The organism is Streptomyces sp. NPDC045431 (genome assembly GCF_040646655.1).
Classification (GTDB): domain Bacteria; phylum Actinomycetota; class Actinomycetes; order Streptomycetales; family Streptomycetaceae; genus Streptomyces.
This window is the reverse complement of the sequence record NZ_JBEZAQ010000003.1, coordinates 367,350-387,086: the sequence shown is the minus strand read 5'-3', so window position 1 is coordinate 387,086 and position 19,737 is coordinate 367,350. Positions and strand designations below refer to the sequence as shown.

The window sequence follows — 19,737 nt, the reverse complement described above, 5'->3', positions numbered from 1 at the left end:
CTCCCCCTTATGGAAGGCGGCTTCAGCAGCCGACCTTGGCCTCCGCCGCGGTGACGATCGCCTCCAGCGCCAACGCGGTGGCGGGGATCCGCAGGTGGTCGCGGAGGACGTACGCGTACACCTGGCGGCGGGTGTGCGGTTCGACCATGCGGCCGGTGACCTTCGCGTGGCACAGGAACGACAGCACCAGCGCCGGGACCAGCGCGACGCCGATCCCCGCCGCCACCAGGCTCTGCAGCACCAGGTTGTCGTCCGTCGTGCAGGCGATGTCGGGGGTGAAGCCCTCCTCGGCGCAGACGTGCAGGAAGTTCGCGCGGCAGCGGGCGCAGCCGGCGATCCACCGCTCGTGCCGGAGGTCGCCGACGTGGACCGCGCGGCGCCGGGCCAGGGGGTGGCCGGTGGGCAGGAGCACCGTGAGCGGGTCCTCCAGGAGCTTGTACTCGGCGAGTTCGTCCGGGACCTCGGCGCGCAGGCCGGGGTAGGTGAAGGCCAGCGTGATGTCGCACTCGCCCCGCGCGGCCATCCGCAGCGACTCCGGCGGCTCGGCCTCCGTCAGCTCGATGCGGATCCCGGGGTGTTCCTCCGTCATCCGGGCCATCGCCTCGGGCAGGATCGTCGCCCCCGCGCTGGGGAAGGCGCACACCCGTACGCGCCCGGAGCGCAGGCGCGCGATGGCGTCGATCTGCTCCTGCGCGGCCGCGAGGGTGTCGAGGATGGTGGCGGTGTGGCGGGTGAGGGCCTGGCCCGCCTCGGTGAGGCGCAGGCCGCGGCCGACGCGGGTGAACAGCGGTGTGCCGACGTCCCGCTCCAGCGCCTTCATCTGCTGGCTGACGGCCGGCTGGGTGTAGCCGAGGGTGCGGGCGGCTGCGGTGTACGAACCGGTGCGGACGACCTCGTGGAAGGTCTTGATGTACCGGGAATCGAACACGGTCGAAAGCATAAGGAGAAATTGGGGGCGGGAAAGGACCGTTCCCGGCCGTTTCCGCAACCCGTACAGCCCCCCGCCCCTCACCCGTCCGCGGAAAAACCCACGATCGGGCCACCCGGCGCGCGCCCGCGCCCCGTCCGGCCCAGGCTGATCGGACAAGAGCGCAGCGCGGAACCGGCCGCCTGCCGCGGACCGAAGGCGATCAGCACCTATGGAGCGGACGCGCCGGCGGATACGCAGACCGGTCGCCCTCGGGGCGGCCACCACGCTCGCCCTCGCCACGCTGGCCACGGCGAGCTCGACCCTCCCGGACCCCTCCCGCGCCTCCGCGGGCCCCGTCGCCGCCGAGAACGCCACCGACGAGCTCGCCGCCCTCGGCCCGTGCCGCATCTCGGCCACCGTGGGCGTACAGATGTCGGAGGGCATCCCCACCCCGTCCGGTTACGCCCGCTCCACCGGCGAGGTACGCGCCCTCAACCTGATGATCGACTTCCCGGACGCGCCCGGCGAGGGCCCGGCGATGGAGCGGTACGCCGAGTTCTTCCCGCAGACCTCCGACTGGTTCCGCGTCAGCTCGTACGGGCGGCTCGTCTACCGGCCCGAGGCGCCCCTCCCCGACTGGCTGCGGATGCCGATGCCGTTCGCCGAGTACGGCATAGAGCGCGGTTCGCCGTACGAGCCGGGCTACCGCAAGCTCGTCGAGGACATCGTGGCGGCCGCCGATCCGAAGGTCGACTTCAGCGCGTACGACCTGGTCAACATCCTGGTCACGCCCAACGCCGGGCCCTCCGCGCTCGACACCGTCCTGTCCGTCACCTTCTCCGGCAACACCGAGGCCCCGCACGCGGACGGCACCCCGCTCGCCCACACGTCCTTCGTCTACAGCCGCCAGGACGACGGCTCCGGCACGTACCACGAGACGGGCTACCGCGTCCTGCCGCACGAGAACGGCCACGTCTTCGGCCTGCCCGACCTCTACACGGCCGAGGGCGGCGGCGCGGTCGGGCACTGGGACATCATGTCCGAGGACTGGGGTGCCAACAACGACCTGCTGGGCTGGCACAAGTGGAAGCTCGGCTGGCTCGACAACGACCAGGTGCGGTGCGCCGCCGCCCCCGGCAGCCGGGTCTACGACCTCGCCCCGCTCCCCCTCCGCGGCGACGGCACCAAGCTCGCGGTCATACCTCTGACGGAGGAGACGGGGTACGCGGTCGAGGTCCGCACCCGGGACGGCAACGACGAGGCGGTCTGCGAGCCGGGCGTCCTCATCTACCACGTACGGTCGGACGTGAACACCGGCGAGGGCCCGGTCACCGTCCTGGACAGCGACCGCGACAGCGGCGGCTGCACGCGCCGCCCCAACGTGCACGCGGAGCTCTCGGACGCGCCCTTCCGGCCGGGCGAGTCCTTCGTCGACCGGGAGAACGGCATACGCATCACGGTGCTGGCCGAGAACCGCCGCTCCGGCACCTACCGCATCCGCGTCACCCGCTCGGGAACCACGTCCTGAGCTCCCGCTTGAGCACCTTCCCCGTGGCGTTGCGGGGCAGCGGCCCGTCCTGCACGAGGACGTGGGCGGGCACCTTGAAGGCGGCCAGGCTCCGCGCCGCGTGCGCCCGCAGCTCCTCGGCGCCCGCCCCGGCCCCCGCCCGGAGCCGGACCACGGCGGCGACCTCCTCGCCGAGCACGGGGTGCGGGACGCCGAGCACCGCCGCCTCCAGCACGTCGGGGTGGGCGTGCAGCGCGGCCTCGACCTCGACGCAGTACACGTTCTCGCCGCCGCGGATGACCATGTCCTTGAGCCGGTCGACGACGCTGACCCGCCCGTCGTGGACCGTCGCCAGATCGCCGGTGCGCAGCCAGCCGTCGGCCGTGAACGCCCCGGCCGTCGCCTTGTCGTCGCCCCAGTAGCCGCGCACCAGGGTCTGGCCGCGCAGCCAGAGCTCGCCGACCTCGCCGTCGGGCAGCGGCCGCCCGTCCGGGCCCGCGACCCGCACCTCGGTCACGGGCGTCGGCCGGCCCGCGGCGCCGGGGAAGCGGCGGTACTCGTCCCCGTACGTGGCGAGCACGCCGCCGCTGGTCTCGGTGAGGCCGTAGCCGTTGCGGGGCTCGACGCCGGCGGGGCAGCGGGCGACCAGGCTGGGCGGGGCGGCGGAGCCACCGGTGTTGAGATGCGTGAGGGGGCCGAGGCCCCGCCCGCTCTCCTCCGCCGCGTCGAGGAGCTGCAGGGCGGTCGCCGGGACCCCGGCGTAGTGCGTGACCCCGTGCGCGTGGATCAGCTCCAGGGCCTTGGCCGCGTCCCACTTGCGCAGGAGCACCAGCGTGCCGCCGGTCGCCATGGCGGAGTAGAACGCCGTGAACGCCGCGACGTGGAAGAAGGGGAAGGTCATCAGCGTCACGGGCGCCGGCCCCAGCCCCGGCACCTCGCCGCGCCGCAGCGCGGCGTCCGCCGCCTGGTAGCGCGGGTTCATCGCGGCCCCGGCCTGCGCGAGGTGCGTGGCGACCGCCCCCCTGGGGCGGCCGGTGGTGCCGGAGGTGTAGATGATGGTGGCGTCGTCCTCCGGCCGGACCTCCACGTCCGGCGGGCCGAGCGCCGGATCGGGCGCGGGCAGGTCCTCGTACCGCTCGAACCCGTCCGCCGCGTCGCCGGGGCCGGAACCGCCGTGGAAGACCACCCCGGGCACGCCCGCGCCCCGCGCCCACTCGCGTACGCGCGCGACCCGCTCCCCGTCGACCAGCAGCACGCCCGGCCGGCAGTCGTCGAGGGCGTACGCGAACTCCTCCTCGGTCCACCAGGCGTTCAGCGGTACGGCGACGAGACCGGCCAGCTGCGCCGCCCAGAAGGCGATCTGCCACTCGGGGTGGTTGCGCATCGCGACGACGGCCCGGTCGCCGCGGCGCAGCCCGTACACCCCGGTCAGCCGCCGGGCGAGCGCGCAGGCGGCCGCGAAGAACTCCGCGTACGTGTAGCTCCGGCTCTCGGCGACGAGGAACGGCCGCTCCCCGTGGGCCCAGGTGACCTCGACGACCTCGCGCAGGGTGCGCGGCCCGGCGGCGTACACGAGCCGGCCGTCCTCGCCCGCCGTGACGGCGAAGGGCGCGCCGGGCGCGGTCAACGCGGCGGCCGGGTCGTCCGTGGACCGTTCGGGGTGTGACACCCTCGCCCTCCTAAGCGCTTGCTCAGCCTCTGTCGGCGACGCTATGCGTGACTGCACCACCCCGTCAAGCAAGTGCATGTAGATGCCACTCATTTTCGGCCGCTCCGTCGCGGACCCATGGTGGTGGTCCCACCACACCCCGGTCGCCGGCCCCGACCCGTACCGGCCGGCCGTGGGCCCCTCCCGTGGTGGTCCGGCCACCGCTGCGGGCGGCGATCGGGTCCCCGTGCCACCTCCTCGGCGCGGGCGCCCGGCGACCAGGCTGGCTCCCGGTTCGGTGACGCCACGGAGGCGGAACAGGGGGCGTGGTGATGAGAGCTGTCCACGGATACGGATACGAGGACGGACGCGGATACGGGCACGGGCACGGGCACGGGTACGGGTACGAGCCCGGGTACGGGCGGGCCGGGGCGGGGCCGGAGCGCGTGGTGGCGGAGCTGGCCGGCGCCCTGTTCCCCCCGGTCCTGCGCAGGAAGGACCAGCGCCGCAGGGCGGAGCAGTACGTGCGCGGGCTGCTCGCGGTCGACGGCCGCAAGTCCATGCGCAACATCGCCCGTGTCGTCGGCGGCTCCGCCGCCGAACAGGGCTTGCACCACTTCATCACGGACTCCACGTGGGACTGGGCGGCGATGCGCGCGGCCCTCGCCCGCCACCTGCAGCACGTCATGCCGCCGCAGGCGTGGGTCGTCCAGCCGATGTCCATCCCCAAGGTCGGCGAGCACTCGGTGGGCGTGGACCGCGGGTGCACGCCGCGGCCCGGCCAGTCGGCCGGCGGCCAGCGGGCCTTCGGGGTGTGGTTCGCCTCCGAGGAGATGAGCGCCCCGGTCAACTGGCGGCTGCACCTGCCGCCGCACTGGCTGCGCGAGACGGAGCGCCGCCGCCGGGCGGACATCCCCGAGGAGGCGGTGGAGGAGACGCTGGAGGAGGGCGCCGCCGCGGCGGTCCTGGACTCCATGCCGTCGTGGGGCCTGCCGCGCACGCCGGTGGTCCTCGGCAGCGCGGCCGCGGAGGACCGCGCGGCCACGGAGGTGCGGGCGGCCACGGAGGTGCGGGCGGCCGCGGAGGTGCGGGCGGCCGTGCTGCGGTTCGCAGCCGCCGACGTGCCGCTGCTGATGCGGATCCCCGCGACCACGGGCCTCACCGTGGCCGATCCGTCGATGCCCGGCTTCGGCGCGAGCCGGCTGACCGCCCACCAGATCCTCGACTCCGTCAAGGCGCTGCGCCGGCCGGTGCGGTGGGCGTCGCCCGAGGGGGGTGCGGCCACCGTGCGCGGTTCCCTGGTGGTGGCCGCGCGCGTGGCGCTGCCCGATGCCGCCGGACCGGTACGACCGCGGCCCGGTCGCCCCGGCGGGGCGGCGCGGTCCCGGGGGCTGCTGCTGCTCGGGGAGTGGCACGACCCGCGTCGCCCGCCGGCGGAGTTCTGGCTGACCGGCATGGACCGCACGCCCGTGCCCGCGCTGCTGCGGCTGACGAAGCTGTGCCGGCGGGTGGCGGCGGACGGTCTGGCGGTGGGCGGGCAGGTGGGCCTGCGGGACTTCGAGGGCCGTTCGTTCCACGGCTGGCACCGGCACATCACGCTCGCCTCGGTGGCGCACGCGGCACGGATCCTGGCCGACGGAAGCCGGTCGGCGTACCCGGGCGCCTTGGATGCCTACGCCACGGGGGTGCCCGCCTGATGCCGGCTCCGCCCACCGCCGGGGCCGTCCGGTCCGCCGGGGACCAGTGTGTGCCGGGCCCGCTGGAGCCGCAGCGCCAGCTGCACCTCCAGCGCCCGTGCGGGCTCCTGCCAGTCCGCGCCGAGCAGTTCGGTGATCCGCTCCAGCCGCCGGGAGACGGTGTTCGGGTGGACGTGCAGCAGCTCGGCCGCCCGGGTGGGGCTGCTGCCGGAGGTGAAGTAGCACTCCAGCGTGCGCAGGAGCTCGGTGGACTGCTGGCCGTCGTAGTGCAGTACGGGGCCGATGGCGGTGCGGACGAACCCGTCGACGTCGTGCTGGTCGGACAACAGGAGGCCCAGGAAGCCGAGTTCACGCGGTGACGCCGTACCGCCGGTGCCGCCGAGCGCCGTGAGCGCGTCGAGGCAGCGCTGCGCCTCCCGGTGGGTGCGCCGGACGGCCTCGGGTCCGGTGACCGGGCCCGCCGCGCCGGCCGTCACCGGGTGGCCCAGCACCGAGGACAACTCGCGGGACACCGCCTCGGCGGCGGCACCGGGGTCGCGCCCCGGCAGCAGCAGCGCGATGCGGCCGCCGTCCGCGTACTTCAGCCCCGCCATCCGGTGCGCGTACGACGACGCCCACACCACCGCCCGGCCCTGCGACCCGCCCTCGGGCCGGGCCACCACCACGACGTGCGGCTCGGCGAGGTCGACCGCGAGCCGCCGGGCCTGCGCGGCCAGGTGTCCCGGCGACAGCGGGGAGGCGTGGAGCAGGGCGTGGAACAGCTCGTCGCGGACCTGGCCCTCGGCCACCGCCGTACTGCGCTGCATCAGCAGCAGGACGGCGACGGTCTGGGCGACCAGCGCGAGCAACCGCACCTGCGTGTCGGGGGCTGCCGGGGCCGTGCGGTGCAGGACGAGCGTGCCGAGGTTCTCCGTGCCGCCGGTGACCGGGCACGCCCACAGGTCGTCCGCGCACCGCACGGGGCCCCGCTCGGCGTGCGCGTCGAAGCACGCCCGGTCGAGCCGCTCCTCGGCCGTCCCGGCCGGGAAGCCGGCGCTGCGGGCGAGGGGCTCGCCGACGGTGTCCCGCACCAGCAGGGCGCCGTCCAGTTCGGCCGCGGCCCGGTCCAGCAGGGCGGGCAGGCCGGCGCCGCCCAGCACCAGGTCGATGAGGCCGCTGTGGGTGCCGTGCAGCCTGGCCGCGTCGGCGGAGGAGTTCCGGGCCCGGGTCGTGTCCCGCTCCAGCTCGGTGACCTCCGTCCGGACCCGCTCCAGCAGCCGGGTCCGCTCGATGGCGACGGCCGCGAGGTCGGCCAGCGACGTCATCAGGGAGATCTCGTCGGGCGCGAAGTGCCGGACGGCGCGGTCCGCGACGTACAGCACGCCGAACGTGGCCCGTTCGTGCTGCAGGGGCACGGCGAGGATGGCGTGCAGCCCTTCGGTGCGCACCACCCCGTCGATCGTCTCGTTGTGCGTGAACCCGTCGTCGTTCAGGTAGTCGGGGGTCCAGAACGGCGCGGACCGCTGCTGCGCGTGCGCGCCGACGCCGCCTCCCGCCGGGACCGTGAACCCCACGGTGATCGCCGAGGCGTGGCCGTCCGCGGCCCGTACGTGCGACAGACCGTCCTCGGCGTCGTGGAGGCTCACCCAGGACATGTCGAGGCCGAGCAGGAGCCGGGCCCGCCGGGTGATGACCTTGAGCAGGGTGTCCACGCTGTACGGGAGGGTGAGGTCGCGCGCGGTGTCGACCAGTGCGGAGAGGCCCGCCTCGCGCTGCCGGCGCCGGCTGAACAGCCGCCGCACGGACAGCGCCCGGTCCTTCGCCGCGGCCACCCGGGCCAGTTCGTCATCGGTGGCACCGGCCGCGCGGGCCTGCCGTACGACGTCCTCGAGGCGCTCGGCGGGCGCTTCCGCGGCCAGCAGGTCGAGCATGGCGAACGCGTACCCGTCGAGCGGCCTGCCCCCCGGCAGCATGTCCCGGACCCTCCCCCGGGCCGGGAAGATCCCGGCCGATGGGCAACGTAGACCGCCCCCGGGGATTGGTCAACAAGCGTCCGGACAGCCGGACGCCGCCCGAACCCCCAGGTCCGCGAGGTCCCGCAGGACGCGCTCGGCGTCCCGGTGGCGGCCGAGGAGGGTGTCGCCGCCCAGGCCGCCCCGCTCGGCCGCCGCTTCCAGGGTGTCGAGGGTCAGGGCGTGCACGGTGTTCCAGCCGACCAGGGCGGGCACGTGCGCGGGCCCGGTCCCCGTCCAGACCAGCATCGGCGGCCGGGCCCCCGCCGCCCGCAGCGCCCGCCACCGCGCGCCGCAGAGCCGCTCCTCGCGCGTGCGGTGCAGCAGGCGGGCGGTGGCCTGGCCCGCGGTGTCCCGCAGCGCGCGCCCGGCGCCGCCCGGCAGCCGGTCGAGCCGGGCGTTGACCGCCGCGTCCAGCGGCCCCACGGGGCAGGAGGCCGCCGTCGCGACGCCGGCCACGTCCACCCCGCGGGCCAACGCCCGCTCCAGGCCCGCGAGGTGCGCGTCCAGGACCGCCGCGTAGTGCTCCGCCGAGTGGACCCCCGTGGACTGCACCCCGATGCCCTCCGCGAGGCACGCCGCCGCGGCCGCCCGGCCGGCCCGCGTGGCCGGCAGGCGCACCAGCAGGTTGGGCCGGTCGACCCCGGCGCACACCATGCGCGCGGCGGCGACCAGCGGCCCCGACTCCGGTCCCGGCCGTGGCCCCGACGCCGACGGCGGCTCCACCGCGACCGCGACCGCCACGAACCCCCACTGCGGGCCCGGCGCCCCGGGCACGTCGAGAAGCCCGTCGCACGCCGCCCGCACCGCGTCGAGCGGAACACCGCGCGGAAGGCTGAGCCCGCCGAACCGGCGCCGTACCGCAGCGATGTCCGGCGTCCGCGACGACGCCGGCACCAGCCATGGCTGGACCCCCTCGGCGGCCAGCTCCCTGAGGCACCGTTCGGCCCGCGCACTGATCACCGCACGACGGTAGGCGGGCGGCCGCGCCGCGCGGGCGGATGTCCGGGGACTCCGTCAGGTCGCGGGCGGCTCGATGTCCGCGTCCAGCCGCACCCACCCCCGTACCTGCGCGGCGGAGTAGTCCGAGCGGCGCCACAGGTAGCGCACGGACTCGGCGATCCAGCGGCGCACTTTGTGCCGGAGCATATAAAAGAGAGTGCCGCTCCGCTCGCGCAAGCGCATCGCGTACGCGACCGCCGCCTCACCCCTCGGAGACCACCACGGCCTCGCCGCCGGTGAGCTTCAGCAGCTCGGTGAACGTCGTACGGAAAACGGTGTGCGGCATGCCGGCACCGGCCCAAACATGGTGGTACGCGTCGAGAGCGACATCCACCAGCGTGCGCAGGCGCCGCGGATGGCCGACGGGCGCCACGCCGCCGACCTCCTGCCCCGTCGCGGCGAGGACGGCGTCGGGGTCGGCGCGCTTGATCCTGCTGCGGGCGACACCCAGGACGGGGGCGATCAGCCGGGTGTCGACGCGGTGGTCCCCGCCGGCCAGCACGAGCACCGGGGCGCCGTCGGCCAGGAAGACGAGGCTGTTGGCGATCGCGCCCACGGGGCAGCCGAGTTGGGCCGCGGCCGCCGCGGCGGTGGGGGCGGGGGCCGGAAGCTCGACGATCTCGGCGGAACCGCCGTTCTCGCGCAGGACCGCGCTGACGCGACGTACTCGTTCGTGCACAGCAGACTCCATCCGTACGGGCCAGGCCCACAACCGGCCGGTCAGAGCGGCCGGTTGACGTCGGGCCGCCCCGCGTCCGCCCCCTGTCCGCCCGGTGTCCTGACGGCCTGTGAACACCTTGACACGCTCGAAGCGACGTCGCTAGTTTCCTGGCCACCGATAAGAGTTATTTCTCTACAGGAAATGTGCGGGCCGCGCCCACGGCGGTGCCCGCCTGTTGAGTTGCGCGCAGCGTCAGACCCCGACAGCGGAAGAGGGACACACCATGGGCAACATCGGGCGGGAAGAGACGTCGGGAACGCACGACCGGGCCATCCCCGGGAAGTTTCTGGACCTGATGACGACCGGCTGGAGCGAGGACGAGGCCGACGTCGCCCCGGTCCCCCACGTCAAGCAGCTGACCCGGCGCCGGGCGCTGCTCTCCGCGGCCTTCCCGGGCGACACCCTGGTGATCCCCACGGGGAACATCCGCTCCCGCACCTTCGGCGCGCCGTACGAGTTCCGCGCGGGCAGCGACTTCCTCTGGCTGACCGGCGACCAGGAGCCCAACTCGGTGCTCGTGCTGCACCCGACGGCCACCGGGCACGACGCCGTGCTGTACGCGCAGCCGCGTTCGGACGCCTCGACCAGTGCCCAGTACCTCGACCGGATGGACGGTGAGATCTGGCACGGCCGGCGCTACTCGCCGCGCGAGAAGTCCGTCCTCTTCGAGATCGAGACGCGCCCGCTGGGCGAACTGCCTCGGGTCCTCGCCTCGGTGGCGTCCTCGGAGCGGCTGCGGGTGCTGCGCGGGTACGACACCGGCATCGACGGCGGCATGGAGCGCGGCGCGCTGCCCGTCACGCCCGACAACAAGGAGCGGGACGCGCTGCTCGCGAGCGTGCTGTCCGAACTGCGCCTGGAGAAGGACGAGTGGGAGATCGCGCAGATCCAGGACGCGGTCGACGCCACCGTGCTCGGCTTCGAGGACGTCGCCCGGCGGCTGCGGCCCGACGCCCCGACGTCCGAACGGTACATCGAGGGCGTCTTCTCCTGGCGTGCGCGGGTCGCCGGCAACGGCGTCGGCTACAGCTCCATCGTCGGCGGCGGCCCCCACTCCACGATCCTGCACTGGACGCGCAACGACGCGGCGGTGGAGCCGGGGCAGATCCTGCTCCTCGACATGGGCGTGGAGAACGTCCACTGCTACACGGCCGACGTGACGCGCGTCCTGCCGGTCTCCGGCACCTTCAGCCGGGCGCAGCGCGACGTGTACGACATCGTGTACGCGTCGCGGACCGCGGGCCTGGAGGCCATCGCGCCGGGCGTGGAGTTCGCCGAGGTCCAGACCGTCTGCAACCGGGTCCTCGCCGAGGGCCTGCGCGGGCTCGGCCTGCTCAAGGGGAGCCTGGAGGAGGTGCTGGACCCGGAGACGATGGCGTACCGCAGGTGGTCGCTGCACGGCTTCGGGCACATGCTGGGCCTCGACGTCCACGACTGCGGGCACGCCCGGCCCGAGCACTACGGCACCGGCAGGCTGCTCGAGAACCACGTGCTGACCATGGAGCCGGGCCTCTACCTCCAGCCCCACGACGAGCTGGTACCGGAGGAGCTGCGCGGCATCGGCGTACGCATCGAGGACGACGTCCTGGTCACCGCCGGCGGCTCCCGGCTGCTGACGGAGGCGCTGCCGACGGCGTCGCACGAGGTGGAGGCGTGGCTCGCCGCCCAGCGGGAGGCGGGCCCGCGGGAGCCGGGCGTCGACGGCGCCTGAGAGCGGGAAGGTCCGCACGGCCGACCGGAGCGCGCGGCGGGCGGGGTGAGGTGTGCCGGCGTCACGGGGGTGCGGCGGCACACCGCGCCCCGCCTTCCGCGCTTCCCGCACGGGCAGAGGCCGAGGCCCCGGTCCCCGGCGCCACGCCTATTCTTGGCAGCACGGCAGGGCGGGAGCGGAACGACGATTCGGGGACGGCGCATGGACGAGCTCGTGGAACAGGTGGGCGGCAGGCTCCGCCGGCTGCGCCGCGCCCGCGGCATGACGCTCGCCGACCTCGCCGACCGCGCCAACCTCACCGGCGGCTACCTCGCCAACGTGGAGAACGGGGTCACCACCCCGAGCCTCAGCGCGCTGTCGACCCTCGCGGCCGTCCTGGGCACCGACATGTCGGCGTTCTTCCCCCCGGTGGCCCGCGAGACCGTGCACGTCCACCGGGCCGCCGACACCAACCACATGCGGGTGGTGACCGGCCTGAAGCGGACCTACACCGTCCTGTCCGCGCGCTCGGTCGCCCCCGCCTTCACCGGCCTGCTCGACCGGATCGAACCACCGGACACCACCGCGCCCTACTCCTGTTTCGGCGAAAGGCTCCTGCTCGTGCTCGAGGGGGAGATCGAGACCCGCATCGGGGCCACGGTCCTCCGGCTGGGGCCCGGCGAGACGCTGCACTACTCCTCCCACCCCGAGCACACGCTCACGGTCACCTCCGACGACCCCGCGGTGATCCTGTGGGCCGTCACCCCGGCGATCCTGTGAAGAGAGACGTGGACGACCAGAACACCCTCGCCGCCCGCGTCGGCGGACAGCTGCGCCGCATGCGCAAGGAGCGCGGGCTCACGCTCGCGGCGCTCTCCCAGGTCTGCGGCGTCTCCGTGTCGTACCTCTCCGCGGTCGAGAAGGGTGTCAACCACCCGTCGCTGCACACCCTGGCCGCCATCACCGAGGCCCTGGGCGTGACCATCCCGGAGGTGCTCGCCCAGGAGGGCCAGGAGACCCTCCGCCGCGCCAAGATCCCCGACGGGCCGCGGGGCCTCGCCGAGATCTCGCACCCCCTGCTCTCGCTGCGCGGCTGCGTCGTCTCCGCGCTCCCCGGCGACCACGGCGCCTGCCCGGTCGCCCTCGACGACCGGGGCCTGTTCGTCTACGTCATCAGCGGCACCGTCGTCGTCCGCGTGGACTCCACCGACTACACCCTCGACGCGGGCGACGCCCTCGACGTGACGGAACCGGGCGAGGTGTCCTGGCAGGCCGTCGAGGCGTCGAGGGTGACGTGGGTGTCGTGCCCGAGCCAGCGCGACTGACCCTCCCGCGAACCTGACGGCCGGCTTCGGCGCTCCTCACCGGCGTGGCGCAGCGCACGCGCCCGTCGCCGTGGCACGGCCCTCCTCGGCCGCCGCCCGGGGGTCGGAGGCACGAACGCCGCGACGTCGGCGACGACCGGGGCCCGCAGGAAGGTGCAGTGGTCGCCGCGCACCGCCGCGTGCCGGAACCGGCCGCGCGTCACCGCCGCCGAACCACGCCGTGGCGTACACGGTGGCCTCGGCGGGCCCGTACAGGCTCGGTGAACCACGCGTGCAGCGTCTTGGTGCTCACGGGGACGAGGCCCCTTCCGCGGGCATGTCCCGCATCGTCCGCAGCGGTGAGAAAACGACGAAGAGCGCGGCGCTCCAGGTGCCCAGCACACAGATCCACAGCGCGGTGCGCAGGCCCAGCGCACTCCCGAGGGTTCCGCCGAACAGCGCCCCGATCGGGATGACGCCGAGGCAGATCCACATGAAGGCCGCGTTGACCCGCCCGAGCAGGTGGGAGGGGGTGATCTGCTGCTGGTACGAGGTCGCCGCGATGTTGTAGAGGCCCACGTTCGCGGAGAACGCGGCGAGGCCGAAGCCGTACAGCAGCAGCCCCCAGCCCGGCCGGGCCAGGGGCATGAGTGCGTACAGCGGGCCCGGTACCGCCATGGCGACCCAGATGATGCGGGCCGTGCCGATCCGGCGGGAGAGCCGGCCCGCCACGGCGCCCACGGCCAGCCCACCGACGGCGCTCACGCTGAAGACGAGGCCGACCGCCGTCGACGAGGCGTGGAGCTCGCGTACGAGGAACGTGACCTCGATGGAGCTCTTGGCGATGACGAAGAAGTTGGAGGTGGCGGTGCAGGCCAGGATGGCGAGCAGGATCGGGCGGCTGCGGATGAAGGCGAGGCCCTCCCTCATCTCGGCCCGCAGCCGCACCTTCTCCCCGCCGCCGCCGGCCGGCTCCGCGGCCGGCGGCTTGGGCGCCTCCCTGAGCAGGCAGAGCGTCAGGGCACTGACGAGGAAGGCCACCCGTTGGCGAGGAAGGTCCGCGCGGTGCCGACGAGACCGATCAGCAGACCGCTGAGGGTCGGCCCGGTGAGCTCGGCGAACTCCTGACTCATCACGATCTTCGCGTTGGCGTCGACCAACCGCCCCGGGCCCGCCAGCCTCGGCAGCATGCTCTTGTACGCCACGTTGAACAGCACGGTGAACACACCGCTGACGCCGACGACCAGGTACAGGTACCAGAGCCTCAGCTCCCAGACGAAGGCGGCCAGCGGCAGCGACAGCATCAGCGCCGTGCGCACCAGGTCGCACACGATCATCAGCTTCCGCTGGTCGACCCGGTCGGCGACGATCCCGGCGGGGAGCGAGAAGAGCAGGTACGGCAGCCAGCCGAGGAAGGACAGCAGGGATATCTGGAAGACGGAGGCGTTCAGCGTGGTGGCCGCCAGCAGCGGCACCGCGACGCCGGAGATCCGCGCGCCCAGCTCGCCGACGGTCTGGCCGCCCCAGAGCAGGAGGAAGTTCCTGCTGCGCCACAACGGGACGGCGGGCACGGCCGGGTCGGCGGCGGCAGCGGTCACGACGCCGTTCCTCGGGCGCTCATGCGGGGAGCAGCTGGACGCGCAGGTGCTTGAACCCGCTGATGACCGTGGACGCGAGCCGCGCCGGCGGCTCGATCATGGTGGCGGAGCCCACCCGCTCGCACAGTTCGTCGAGGAACAGGCGCAGCTCCATGGTGGCCAAGGACGCCCACATCCGCCTGCCGTGCAGGTCCACGTCGCGCTCGGCCCGTCGCAGCACGTGCCGGCTCGGCGACACGTACCGCAGGACCTCCCCGACCGTGGGGTTCAGCAGGACGCGGTCCTCACGGAGCCGCTGCCACTGCTCGGGGTTCCCGTGCAGCGGCGCGTGGTCGCGCAGCATCCGGAACACCCGGTGGTGCCCCGGGTCCGCGAGGAACTGCGGATCGGCGAGGTCGACCTGGTCGAGCACCGACTCGGCGGTGCGGGTCAGCGTCACAGGGGCCCCTTGTGAGGAAACGGGTGTACGGGTCGTGGCAGGGCCGCGTCAGCCGGCGTGGGCGCCAGCAGCCACCTGCAGCTGGGCTACTGCCTGCCAAGGAAGAGGAGGTCACGGCGGCCCGCGCCGAAACGACACCGGACGACACCCGCACCCCCGCACGACCCCGGGCACCCCTCACGCACCGACGGCCTCCTGGCTCAGGACGTAACCGATCACCGCGAGTGAGGACCGCGCCCGGACACGCGACCTCTCCAGCAGCTCCCGGCGTTCGCCCGCGCCCCGCGGGCTGTGCTGACTCCGCAGCAGGCAGAGCACGGACCGAAGGTCGCTGAGCTGGGCCTGTCCCCAGCGATTATCCACGTCGGTCCACAGCGTCGATTCAGCGGAGGTCGGGGCCGCCCGCCTCCGCGAGCTCGTCCAGGAGGCTGATCTCCTCGTCGGCTTCCTCGGCCTCGTCCGGGTTCTCCGGGTTCTCCGGGTTCTCCGGGACGACGTCGCGGAACGATCCGGACTCTTCCCCCTCACCGAGATGTGGGTACTTCTCAAGGAGGAACCGCCGCCGGTACGCCGTGTCGGCGGCGTCGACGATCGCCTCCAGAGTGGACCAGTTGAGGGTGCCTCCGACGACGATGCCGAACGCGGGCACGGCCTTGCCGAGTCCCTTCTTGGTGAGGCGGAAGCCGAATGCCTTCGCGAACCGCGTGGACACCTTGGCGACGACCGCCTCGTTCAGGACGTCCCACGTTCTGCCCCGGACGAGCGCTTGGGTGAGCCGTGAGATGTCGGCCATCGCAGCGCTCTTGGCGGTCGCCGATGTCGCCGACCCGGCGTTGACGACGGACATCACGAAGAGCTTCTCGGCGGGCTCTTCCGGGTCGTAGCCGTACAGCAGCGCGATCTGGCCGACGGAGCGAGACGCGAGTCCGAGGACGACCGCGGCGTCAGCGGTGAAAGCGCCGACGATCGCACCGCCCGAAGGTGCGGCCGCGACGCCGGCGGAGGCGGCGACGGCCAGTTGTCCTCCGGAGATCACCAGCCCCGCACCCGCTCCGGAGAGCGCTGCGGCGGCCGGGTAGTACCAACTCGCCGCTCGGCCACGGACAGCGTCGATCTGCTCGAGGTCGAGGCGGCGCAGATCGGACAGCGATGCGACGTCGTGGCCGCGCTTCTTGTGGAGCGCCACGACGCGTGTGGAGGAGAGTCCCGCTCGCGAGACCCTGCCCACCGTCTGCCGGACGGCCTGCAAGGCGGTGCCGCTCCACTCCGGGAGGGCATCGGCGGCTCCACGGGCCCCGGCACCGACCTTGCGAGCACCCTTGGCGGCGATCTCCTGCCCACGCGAAACCGCCGATCGGGCCCGTGGGTGGTTCTCCAGGTACTTCGTGGCGCGCTTGCCCAGTTCCGCGGCGCCGGTGGCCACGTGTTCGCCGGCGCTCCTCATCACCCGTGACAGGGGGCGTCCCTTGAACCGTTGAACGTCACGCCATGCCGCCAGCTCGTAGTCCGAGGGATCCGCCATACCGCGATCGTAGGGGCCGAGGCCTCCGCACAGTGCCGTAATCCCGTATACCGGTTCACGCACGGGCGCGGGCACGGGAGCGGACCGAACCGCGGTGAGGAGTGATCGCTCACCCCGGAGAACCGAAGGCCTCCTCCACGTTCTCGCCTCCCCAGCCAGTCGGGCTGCGCCAGATGACGTTGACACGGAAGACGTCGCGAATCGTGTCCACGGACCAGTCCTCGGCGGGCGGTTCGGCGAGAACGAGGTGGAGACGGTCGGCAGGCGCGGGCAGCGTGTGGTTGATCTCGAACAGGCGGGTCGCGCCCGATCGCAGGTCTGCATAGGTGGAGCAGCCTGCGCCCAAGGCCTCGTAGAGGAAGAGACCGTGCCGGGTGACGCAGCTGACGTCGACGACCGCCGAGTCGGTCGGATGGAGGTCCGCCCAGAGGAGTGATGCCTTCAGCGCATGGCGAACCGCTTCATGCCTCTTGCACGTGCGGTCGGACGCGGCGGCGGTCTCCAGCGCGCGCAGGAGGCCGTGCTTCGTGGTCGCGTCCGGTGTTGCGGCGGTGGTGTCCGCGGTGGTCATCCGCACTTCTTCCTTCTGATCGGGTCGCGTCGGGGCGACGGGGACCACATCGTCGGCGTTCGGCTTCGTCGCCGTGCCGAAGCGCTCCTGGAGATCTCGCCGCGCTGCGGCGAGGCGTTCGGCCCAGCCGGAAGCCGCCAGCCTCTCCGCGAGCGAGCCCGCGTCGAAACCGCCCTCCTTGAGCGCACGGTTGGTCGTCGCGGCGAGGTCGCGGAGAACTCCGAGTCGTTCTCTGTCCGGATCGCCGAACAGGTGAAGTACGTCGACCCAGTCGGCCTGGTCCCGTCGGAGGACGCGGTTGGCCATGCCCTGGAGCTCGGAGAGACGGCTGCGGGCGTCGGGAACATCGCCGTCGCTTCCGGCCAGTTCTCCGAGAACGTCCAGCGCCGCGAGGTAGCGCCCCGCCATCCGCTCCGAAACGCGCGACCGACCGCGCTGGTCGGCGGTGAGCACCGTTTGGGTCGTCTCGTTGACGAACACCCAACAGTCCAGCTTCTCGCCCCGCCGTGGGGGCACCGAACCGTGGCGGACGGTGAGGACGAGTGGCCGGTCGATCATCGGTGACAACGGCCTGACCTTGTAGCGACCGCCCGGAGCCCGATCCACGACCTCGACCCGAACGTCGGTCCCGATCCGGGGAAGCCTTTCGGCCCCGTCGCCTTCCGGCCGGTCAGCGGGCCTCGCCGGTGTCTGGGCGGCCCCGGAACCGGTGAGCGCCGCCGGCAGAGAAGCGGTGTGCAGGACGGTCAGGCTCTGGGTGCTGCGGGTGAGGGCCACGTACAACTGGCGTAGCCCGGCGGGACCTCGCTCGGCGATCGTGGCGGGCTCGATGACCAGGACGTGGTCGTACTCCATACCCTTGACCTGGGCTGCGGCCAGCACGGATACGGCCTCACGGCTCCGCTCGCCGATATCGCCGTCCCCGGCGATCCGGCGGCTGATGGCGTCCAACCAGTCCGAGTCGTCGGGAACGACGACGGCGACGGAGCGGGGGGTGCTGCCGTCACTGGTGTCCATGAGCCGGACCACGTGGGTGACGGTGTCGTCGAGCAACTTCCACGGCTCGGTCGCCACGGTCCGTACCGCGTCCGCTCCCGCCTCACGAACGGCCCGTGGGTACGGCAGGGACGGGGCGATCACTCGGGCGAGAGGGGCGACGAACTCCATGATCTCGGCGGGAACGCGGTAGCTGGTGTTGAGCTGGGCGACGCTCCAGTCGCCGTGGTCGGAGAGGAGCATGCCGAGCTGGTCCCAGCTCGCCGGGATGTGGGCGCCCGTCGCCTGCGCGAGGTCACCCAGGACGGTCATGGAGCCGCCGGCGGCACATCGCCGCCGCAGGGAGCGGGCCTGCATGGGCGTGAGGTCCTGGGCCTCGTCGACGACGATGTGGCCGTACCTCGGCGGGGTGTCGCCGCTGATCAGCACGCCGAGCTCTTCGAGGCAGACGTGGTCGTCGAGGGTCCACGGGTCGGCGTCGGCGCTGACGGCGCGAGGCCGCAGCAGGGCCGCCTGTTCGTCCTCGTCGAGGATGCCCTCGGCGCAGGCGCGCAGGAGTTCGGCCGAGTCGTAGAGGCTGCGCAAGGCCTCCCGGGGGCCGGGAGACGGCCATACACGCTCGACGAGGCGCTCGACCCGGCGGTTGCGTTCCAGGTCTCGGCGGATCGTACCGGCCTGCCCGCGGCGCGGCGCGATGTCGGCGAGCTCCTGGAGGAGCCGGTCGACGAAGAGCCCCCGGAAACGGTCGCGCCGCTCCCGGAAGGGACCCTCGCCGGCGTGAGCCTGGTCGAGGAGGGCCAGGACCTCGGATTTCGGCACGCGAAGGGTCGTACTGCCCGCGGTGACGACGACCGCGGGCTCATCGCCATCGAAGGAGGGGTCGACGGTGATGCCGTCGAGGGCCTCCGGCCGGTAGTCGCTCTCGACGCGGCGTCGCAGAACGGCCGCCATGCGCTCGTCCGATTTCACGAGGCGCGCCTTGGGCGAGTCGGTACCGAGGATCTCGCCCTCCCACAGGCGGTCCAGCTGGACGGCGTTGACGTCCCGGGTGCCGAGGGTGGGGAGGACCTGGCCGACGTAATCGAGGAACCGCTGGTGGGGGCCGATGACGAGGATGTCCTGGGCCTTGAAGTGTTCGTTGTTGACGAGCCAGGTCACCCGGTGGAGACCGACCGCCGACTTGCCGGTGCCGGGGCCGCCCTGCACGACGAGGATGTCCGAGGGGGAACCGGTGACCAGCTCCATCTGGTCGCGGCGGATGGTTTCGACGATGTCCCGCATTCGCCCGCCGCGCGACCGCTGGAGCTCCCGCAACAGGAAGTCGTCCGGCTGAAGCACTTTCCGCCGCTGCCGCCGTACGACGTCACCGGGCGTGGGAGCCGACGTACGCTCCGGGACCGGGAGCGCCTCCGTCTCCTCCGCCTCACTGTCGTCGGCAGCCTTACGGGGCTCCGGTACGGCGGCGAGCTCGGGCTCGGGCACGACCAAGGGCGCGGGAACGGAGGCCGTCCGGGAGATCTCGTCGAAGTAGCCCTCGACGACCCGCTGCACGCAGCGGAGCTGCCGACGCAGGACCACCTCCCCCGGGTTCTCGGGCCGGGCCTCGATCCACTTCTTCGCCAGGGGGCTGGTCCACAGCAGGACCACCGGCTCGTGCGAGGCGTCGTGCACGCCGCGGCGGCCGATGTACCACGGGCGAGGGTCTCCCCCCGGGTCCTCCGGAGCGTCGACGCGGGCGAAGACCAGGGCTTCGTCGCCGAGCCCCCCGTAGGCCTCTGCGCGAGCCTCGGCCTCGGCCCGGTTGGCGATGCCGTCCTTACCACTCGCCGAGGCGGTGGCGGCCGAAGCGCCGCTCAGTTCGGCCAGTTTCGCGGTGTAGCAGTCGTACGCGTGATCCACCGCCCGCTGCTCGCCGGCGAGGATCTCGTCCCGAGTGGTGGTGCTCATGTGCGTCCTCCCTGCGGTGCCGGGGAACACCGCCACGGGCATGTGCGCCCGTACCCCGCTGAAACAACTATCAGAGACGACGCGGTGACGAACAGTCAGTGCGCGGGTTCGCGGACGAGGCGGTCGGTTCCGGTCCGCCACGCCCGAGCTCGCACCGCACTCGAAGTACAAGGTCAGCGGTTTCGCCGACGCGA

Annotated in this window: 17 protein-coding genes; 5 read left to right on the top strand and 12 right to left on the bottom strand. The window is 73.4% G+C overall.

Translation table 11 applies throughout. The annotated features are described in order from the left end of the window. Nucleotides 1-22: 22 nt before the first annotated feature. The gene (locus AB0A69_RS10300) at nt 23-928 is read right to left on the bottom strand and encodes a LysR family transcriptional regulator (protein ID WP_361417930.1); all 906 of its coding nucleotides are present in this window, start codon (nt 926-928) and stop codon (nt 23-25) included. A gap of 211 nt (nt 929-1,139) precedes the next feature. On the opposite strand from AB0A69_RS10300, the gene AB0A69_RS10295 reads away from it, so the two are divergent. After that, entirely contained in the window at nt 1,140-2,438 is a 1,299-nt protein-coding gene (locus tag AB0A69_RS10295) for a M6 family metalloprotease domain-containing protein (protein ID WP_361417927.1), read from the top strand. Here the strand turns inward: AB0A69_RS10295 and AB0A69_RS10290 are convergent. Next, nucleotides 2,413-4,086 (bottom strand): class I adenylate-forming enzyme family protein, encoded by a 1,674-nt coding sequence (locus tag AB0A69_RS10290; protein WP_361417924.1) that lies wholly within the window; start codon nt 4,084-4,086, stop codon nt 2,413-2,415. The two genes, AB0A69_RS10295 and AB0A69_RS10290, sit on opposite strands and share 26 nt — an antisense overlap. 311 nt (nt 4,087-4,397) lie before the next feature. Here AB0A69_RS10290 and AB0A69_RS10285 point away from each other — a divergent pair, with 311 nt between their 5' ends. Beyond that, entirely contained in the window at nt 4,398-5,762 is a 1,365-nt protein-coding gene (locus tag AB0A69_RS10285; RefSeq protein WP_361417921.1) for a transposase, read from the top strand. Here the strand turns inward: AB0A69_RS10285 and AB0A69_RS10280 are convergent. From AB0A69_RS10280 to AB0A69_RS10265, 4 genes are all read right to left on the bottom strand, one after another. Beyond that, entirely contained in the window at nt 5,738-7,714 is a 1,977-nt protein-coding gene (locus AB0A69_RS10280; protein WP_361417918.1) for a helix-turn-helix domain-containing protein, read from the bottom strand. The genes AB0A69_RS10285 and AB0A69_RS10280 overlap by 25 nt on opposite strands. Nucleotides 7,715-7,783: 69 nt before the next feature. Next, complete coding sequence (locus tag AB0A69_RS10275; protein WP_361417915.1) at nt 7,784-8,716, bottom strand: transaldolase family protein; 933 nt, start codon at nt 8,714-8,716, stop codon at nt 7,784-7,786. 54 nt (nt 8,717-8,770) lie between these two features. Then, the gene (locus AB0A69_RS10270) at nt 8,771-8,902 is read right to left on the bottom strand and encodes a hypothetical protein (protein ID WP_361417912.1); all 132 of its coding nucleotides are present in this window, start codon (nt 8,900-8,902) and stop codon (nt 8,771-8,773) included. Nucleotides 8,903-8,957: 55 nt separating this feature from the next. Then, on the bottom strand, nt 8,958-9,434 hold the full coding sequence (locus AB0A69_RS10265) for a YbaK/EbsC family protein (protein WP_361417909.1): 477 nt from the start codon (nt 9,432-9,434) through the stop codon (nt 8,958-8,960). Nucleotides 9,435-9,699: 265 nt separating this feature from the next. Here AB0A69_RS10265 and AB0A69_RS10260 point away from each other — a divergent pair, with 265 nt between their 5' ends. The 3 genes from AB0A69_RS10260 to AB0A69_RS10250 all read left to right on the top strand — a co-directional run bounded on the left by AB0A69_RS10260 (nt 9,700) and on the right by AB0A69_RS10250 (nt 12,491). After that, nucleotides 9,700-11,187 (top strand): aminopeptidase P family protein, encoded by a 1,488-nt coding sequence (locus AB0A69_RS10260; RefSeq protein WP_361417906.1) that lies wholly within the window; start codon nt 9,700-9,702, stop codon nt 11,185-11,187. Nucleotides 11,188-11,388: 201 nt separating this feature from the next. Continuing rightward, complete coding sequence (locus AB0A69_RS10255) at nt 11,389-11,946, top strand: XRE family transcriptional regulator (RefSeq protein ID WP_361417903.1); 558 nt, start codon at nt 11,389-11,391, stop codon at nt 11,944-11,946. 8 nt (nt 11,947-11,954) lie between these two features. Further along, nucleotides 11,955-12,491 carry a helix-turn-helix domain-containing protein gene (locus AB0A69_RS10250; protein ID WP_361417900.1) on the top strand — a complete coding sequence of 179 codons (537 nt, stop codon included), beginning with the start codon at nt 11,955-11,957 and terminating at the stop codon, nt 12,489-12,491. 288 nt (nt 12,492-12,779) lie between these two features. On the opposite strand, the gene AB0A69_RS10245 is transcribed toward AB0A69_RS10250, so the two are convergent. From AB0A69_RS10245 to AB0A69_RS10220, 6 genes are all read right to left on the bottom strand, one after another. Next, a complete protein-coding gene (locus AB0A69_RS10245; RefSeq protein WP_361417897.1) occupies nt 12,780-13,511 on the bottom strand; it encodes an MFS transporter in 732 nt (243 codons plus the stop codon). Further along, nucleotides 13,487-14,068, bottom strand: coding sequence for an MFS transporter (locus tag AB0A69_RS10240; RefSeq protein WP_361417894.1), 582 nt, complete (start codon nt 14,066-14,068; stop codon nt 13,487-13,489). The genes AB0A69_RS10245 and AB0A69_RS10240 overlap by 25 nt, the downstream gene beginning before the upstream one ends. 19 nt (nt 14,069-14,087) lie before the next feature. Then, nucleotides 14,088-14,507, bottom strand: a complete 420-nt coding sequence (locus AB0A69_RS10235) for a hypothetical protein (protein ID WP_361417891.1) — start codon at nt 14,505-14,507, stop codon at nt 14,088-14,090. Nucleotides 14,508-14,684: 177 nt separating this feature from the next. Beyond that, complete coding sequence (locus AB0A69_RS10230; protein ID WP_361417889.1) at nt 14,685-14,870, bottom strand: hypothetical protein; 186 nt, start codon at nt 14,868-14,870, stop codon at nt 14,685-14,687. A 19-nt stretch (nt 14,871-14,889) separates the two neighbouring features. After that, nucleotides 14,890-16,104, bottom strand: coding sequence for an EcsC family protein (locus AB0A69_RS10225; RefSeq protein ID WP_361417886.1), 1,215 nt, complete (start codon nt 16,102-16,104; stop codon nt 14,890-14,892). A gap of 34 nt (nt 16,105-16,138) precedes the next feature. After that, entirely contained in the window at nt 16,139-19,543 is a 3,405-nt protein-coding gene (locus tag AB0A69_RS10220; protein WP_361417883.1) for an ATP-dependent DNA helicase, read from the bottom strand. Nucleotides 19,544-19,737 lie beyond the last annotated feature (194 nt).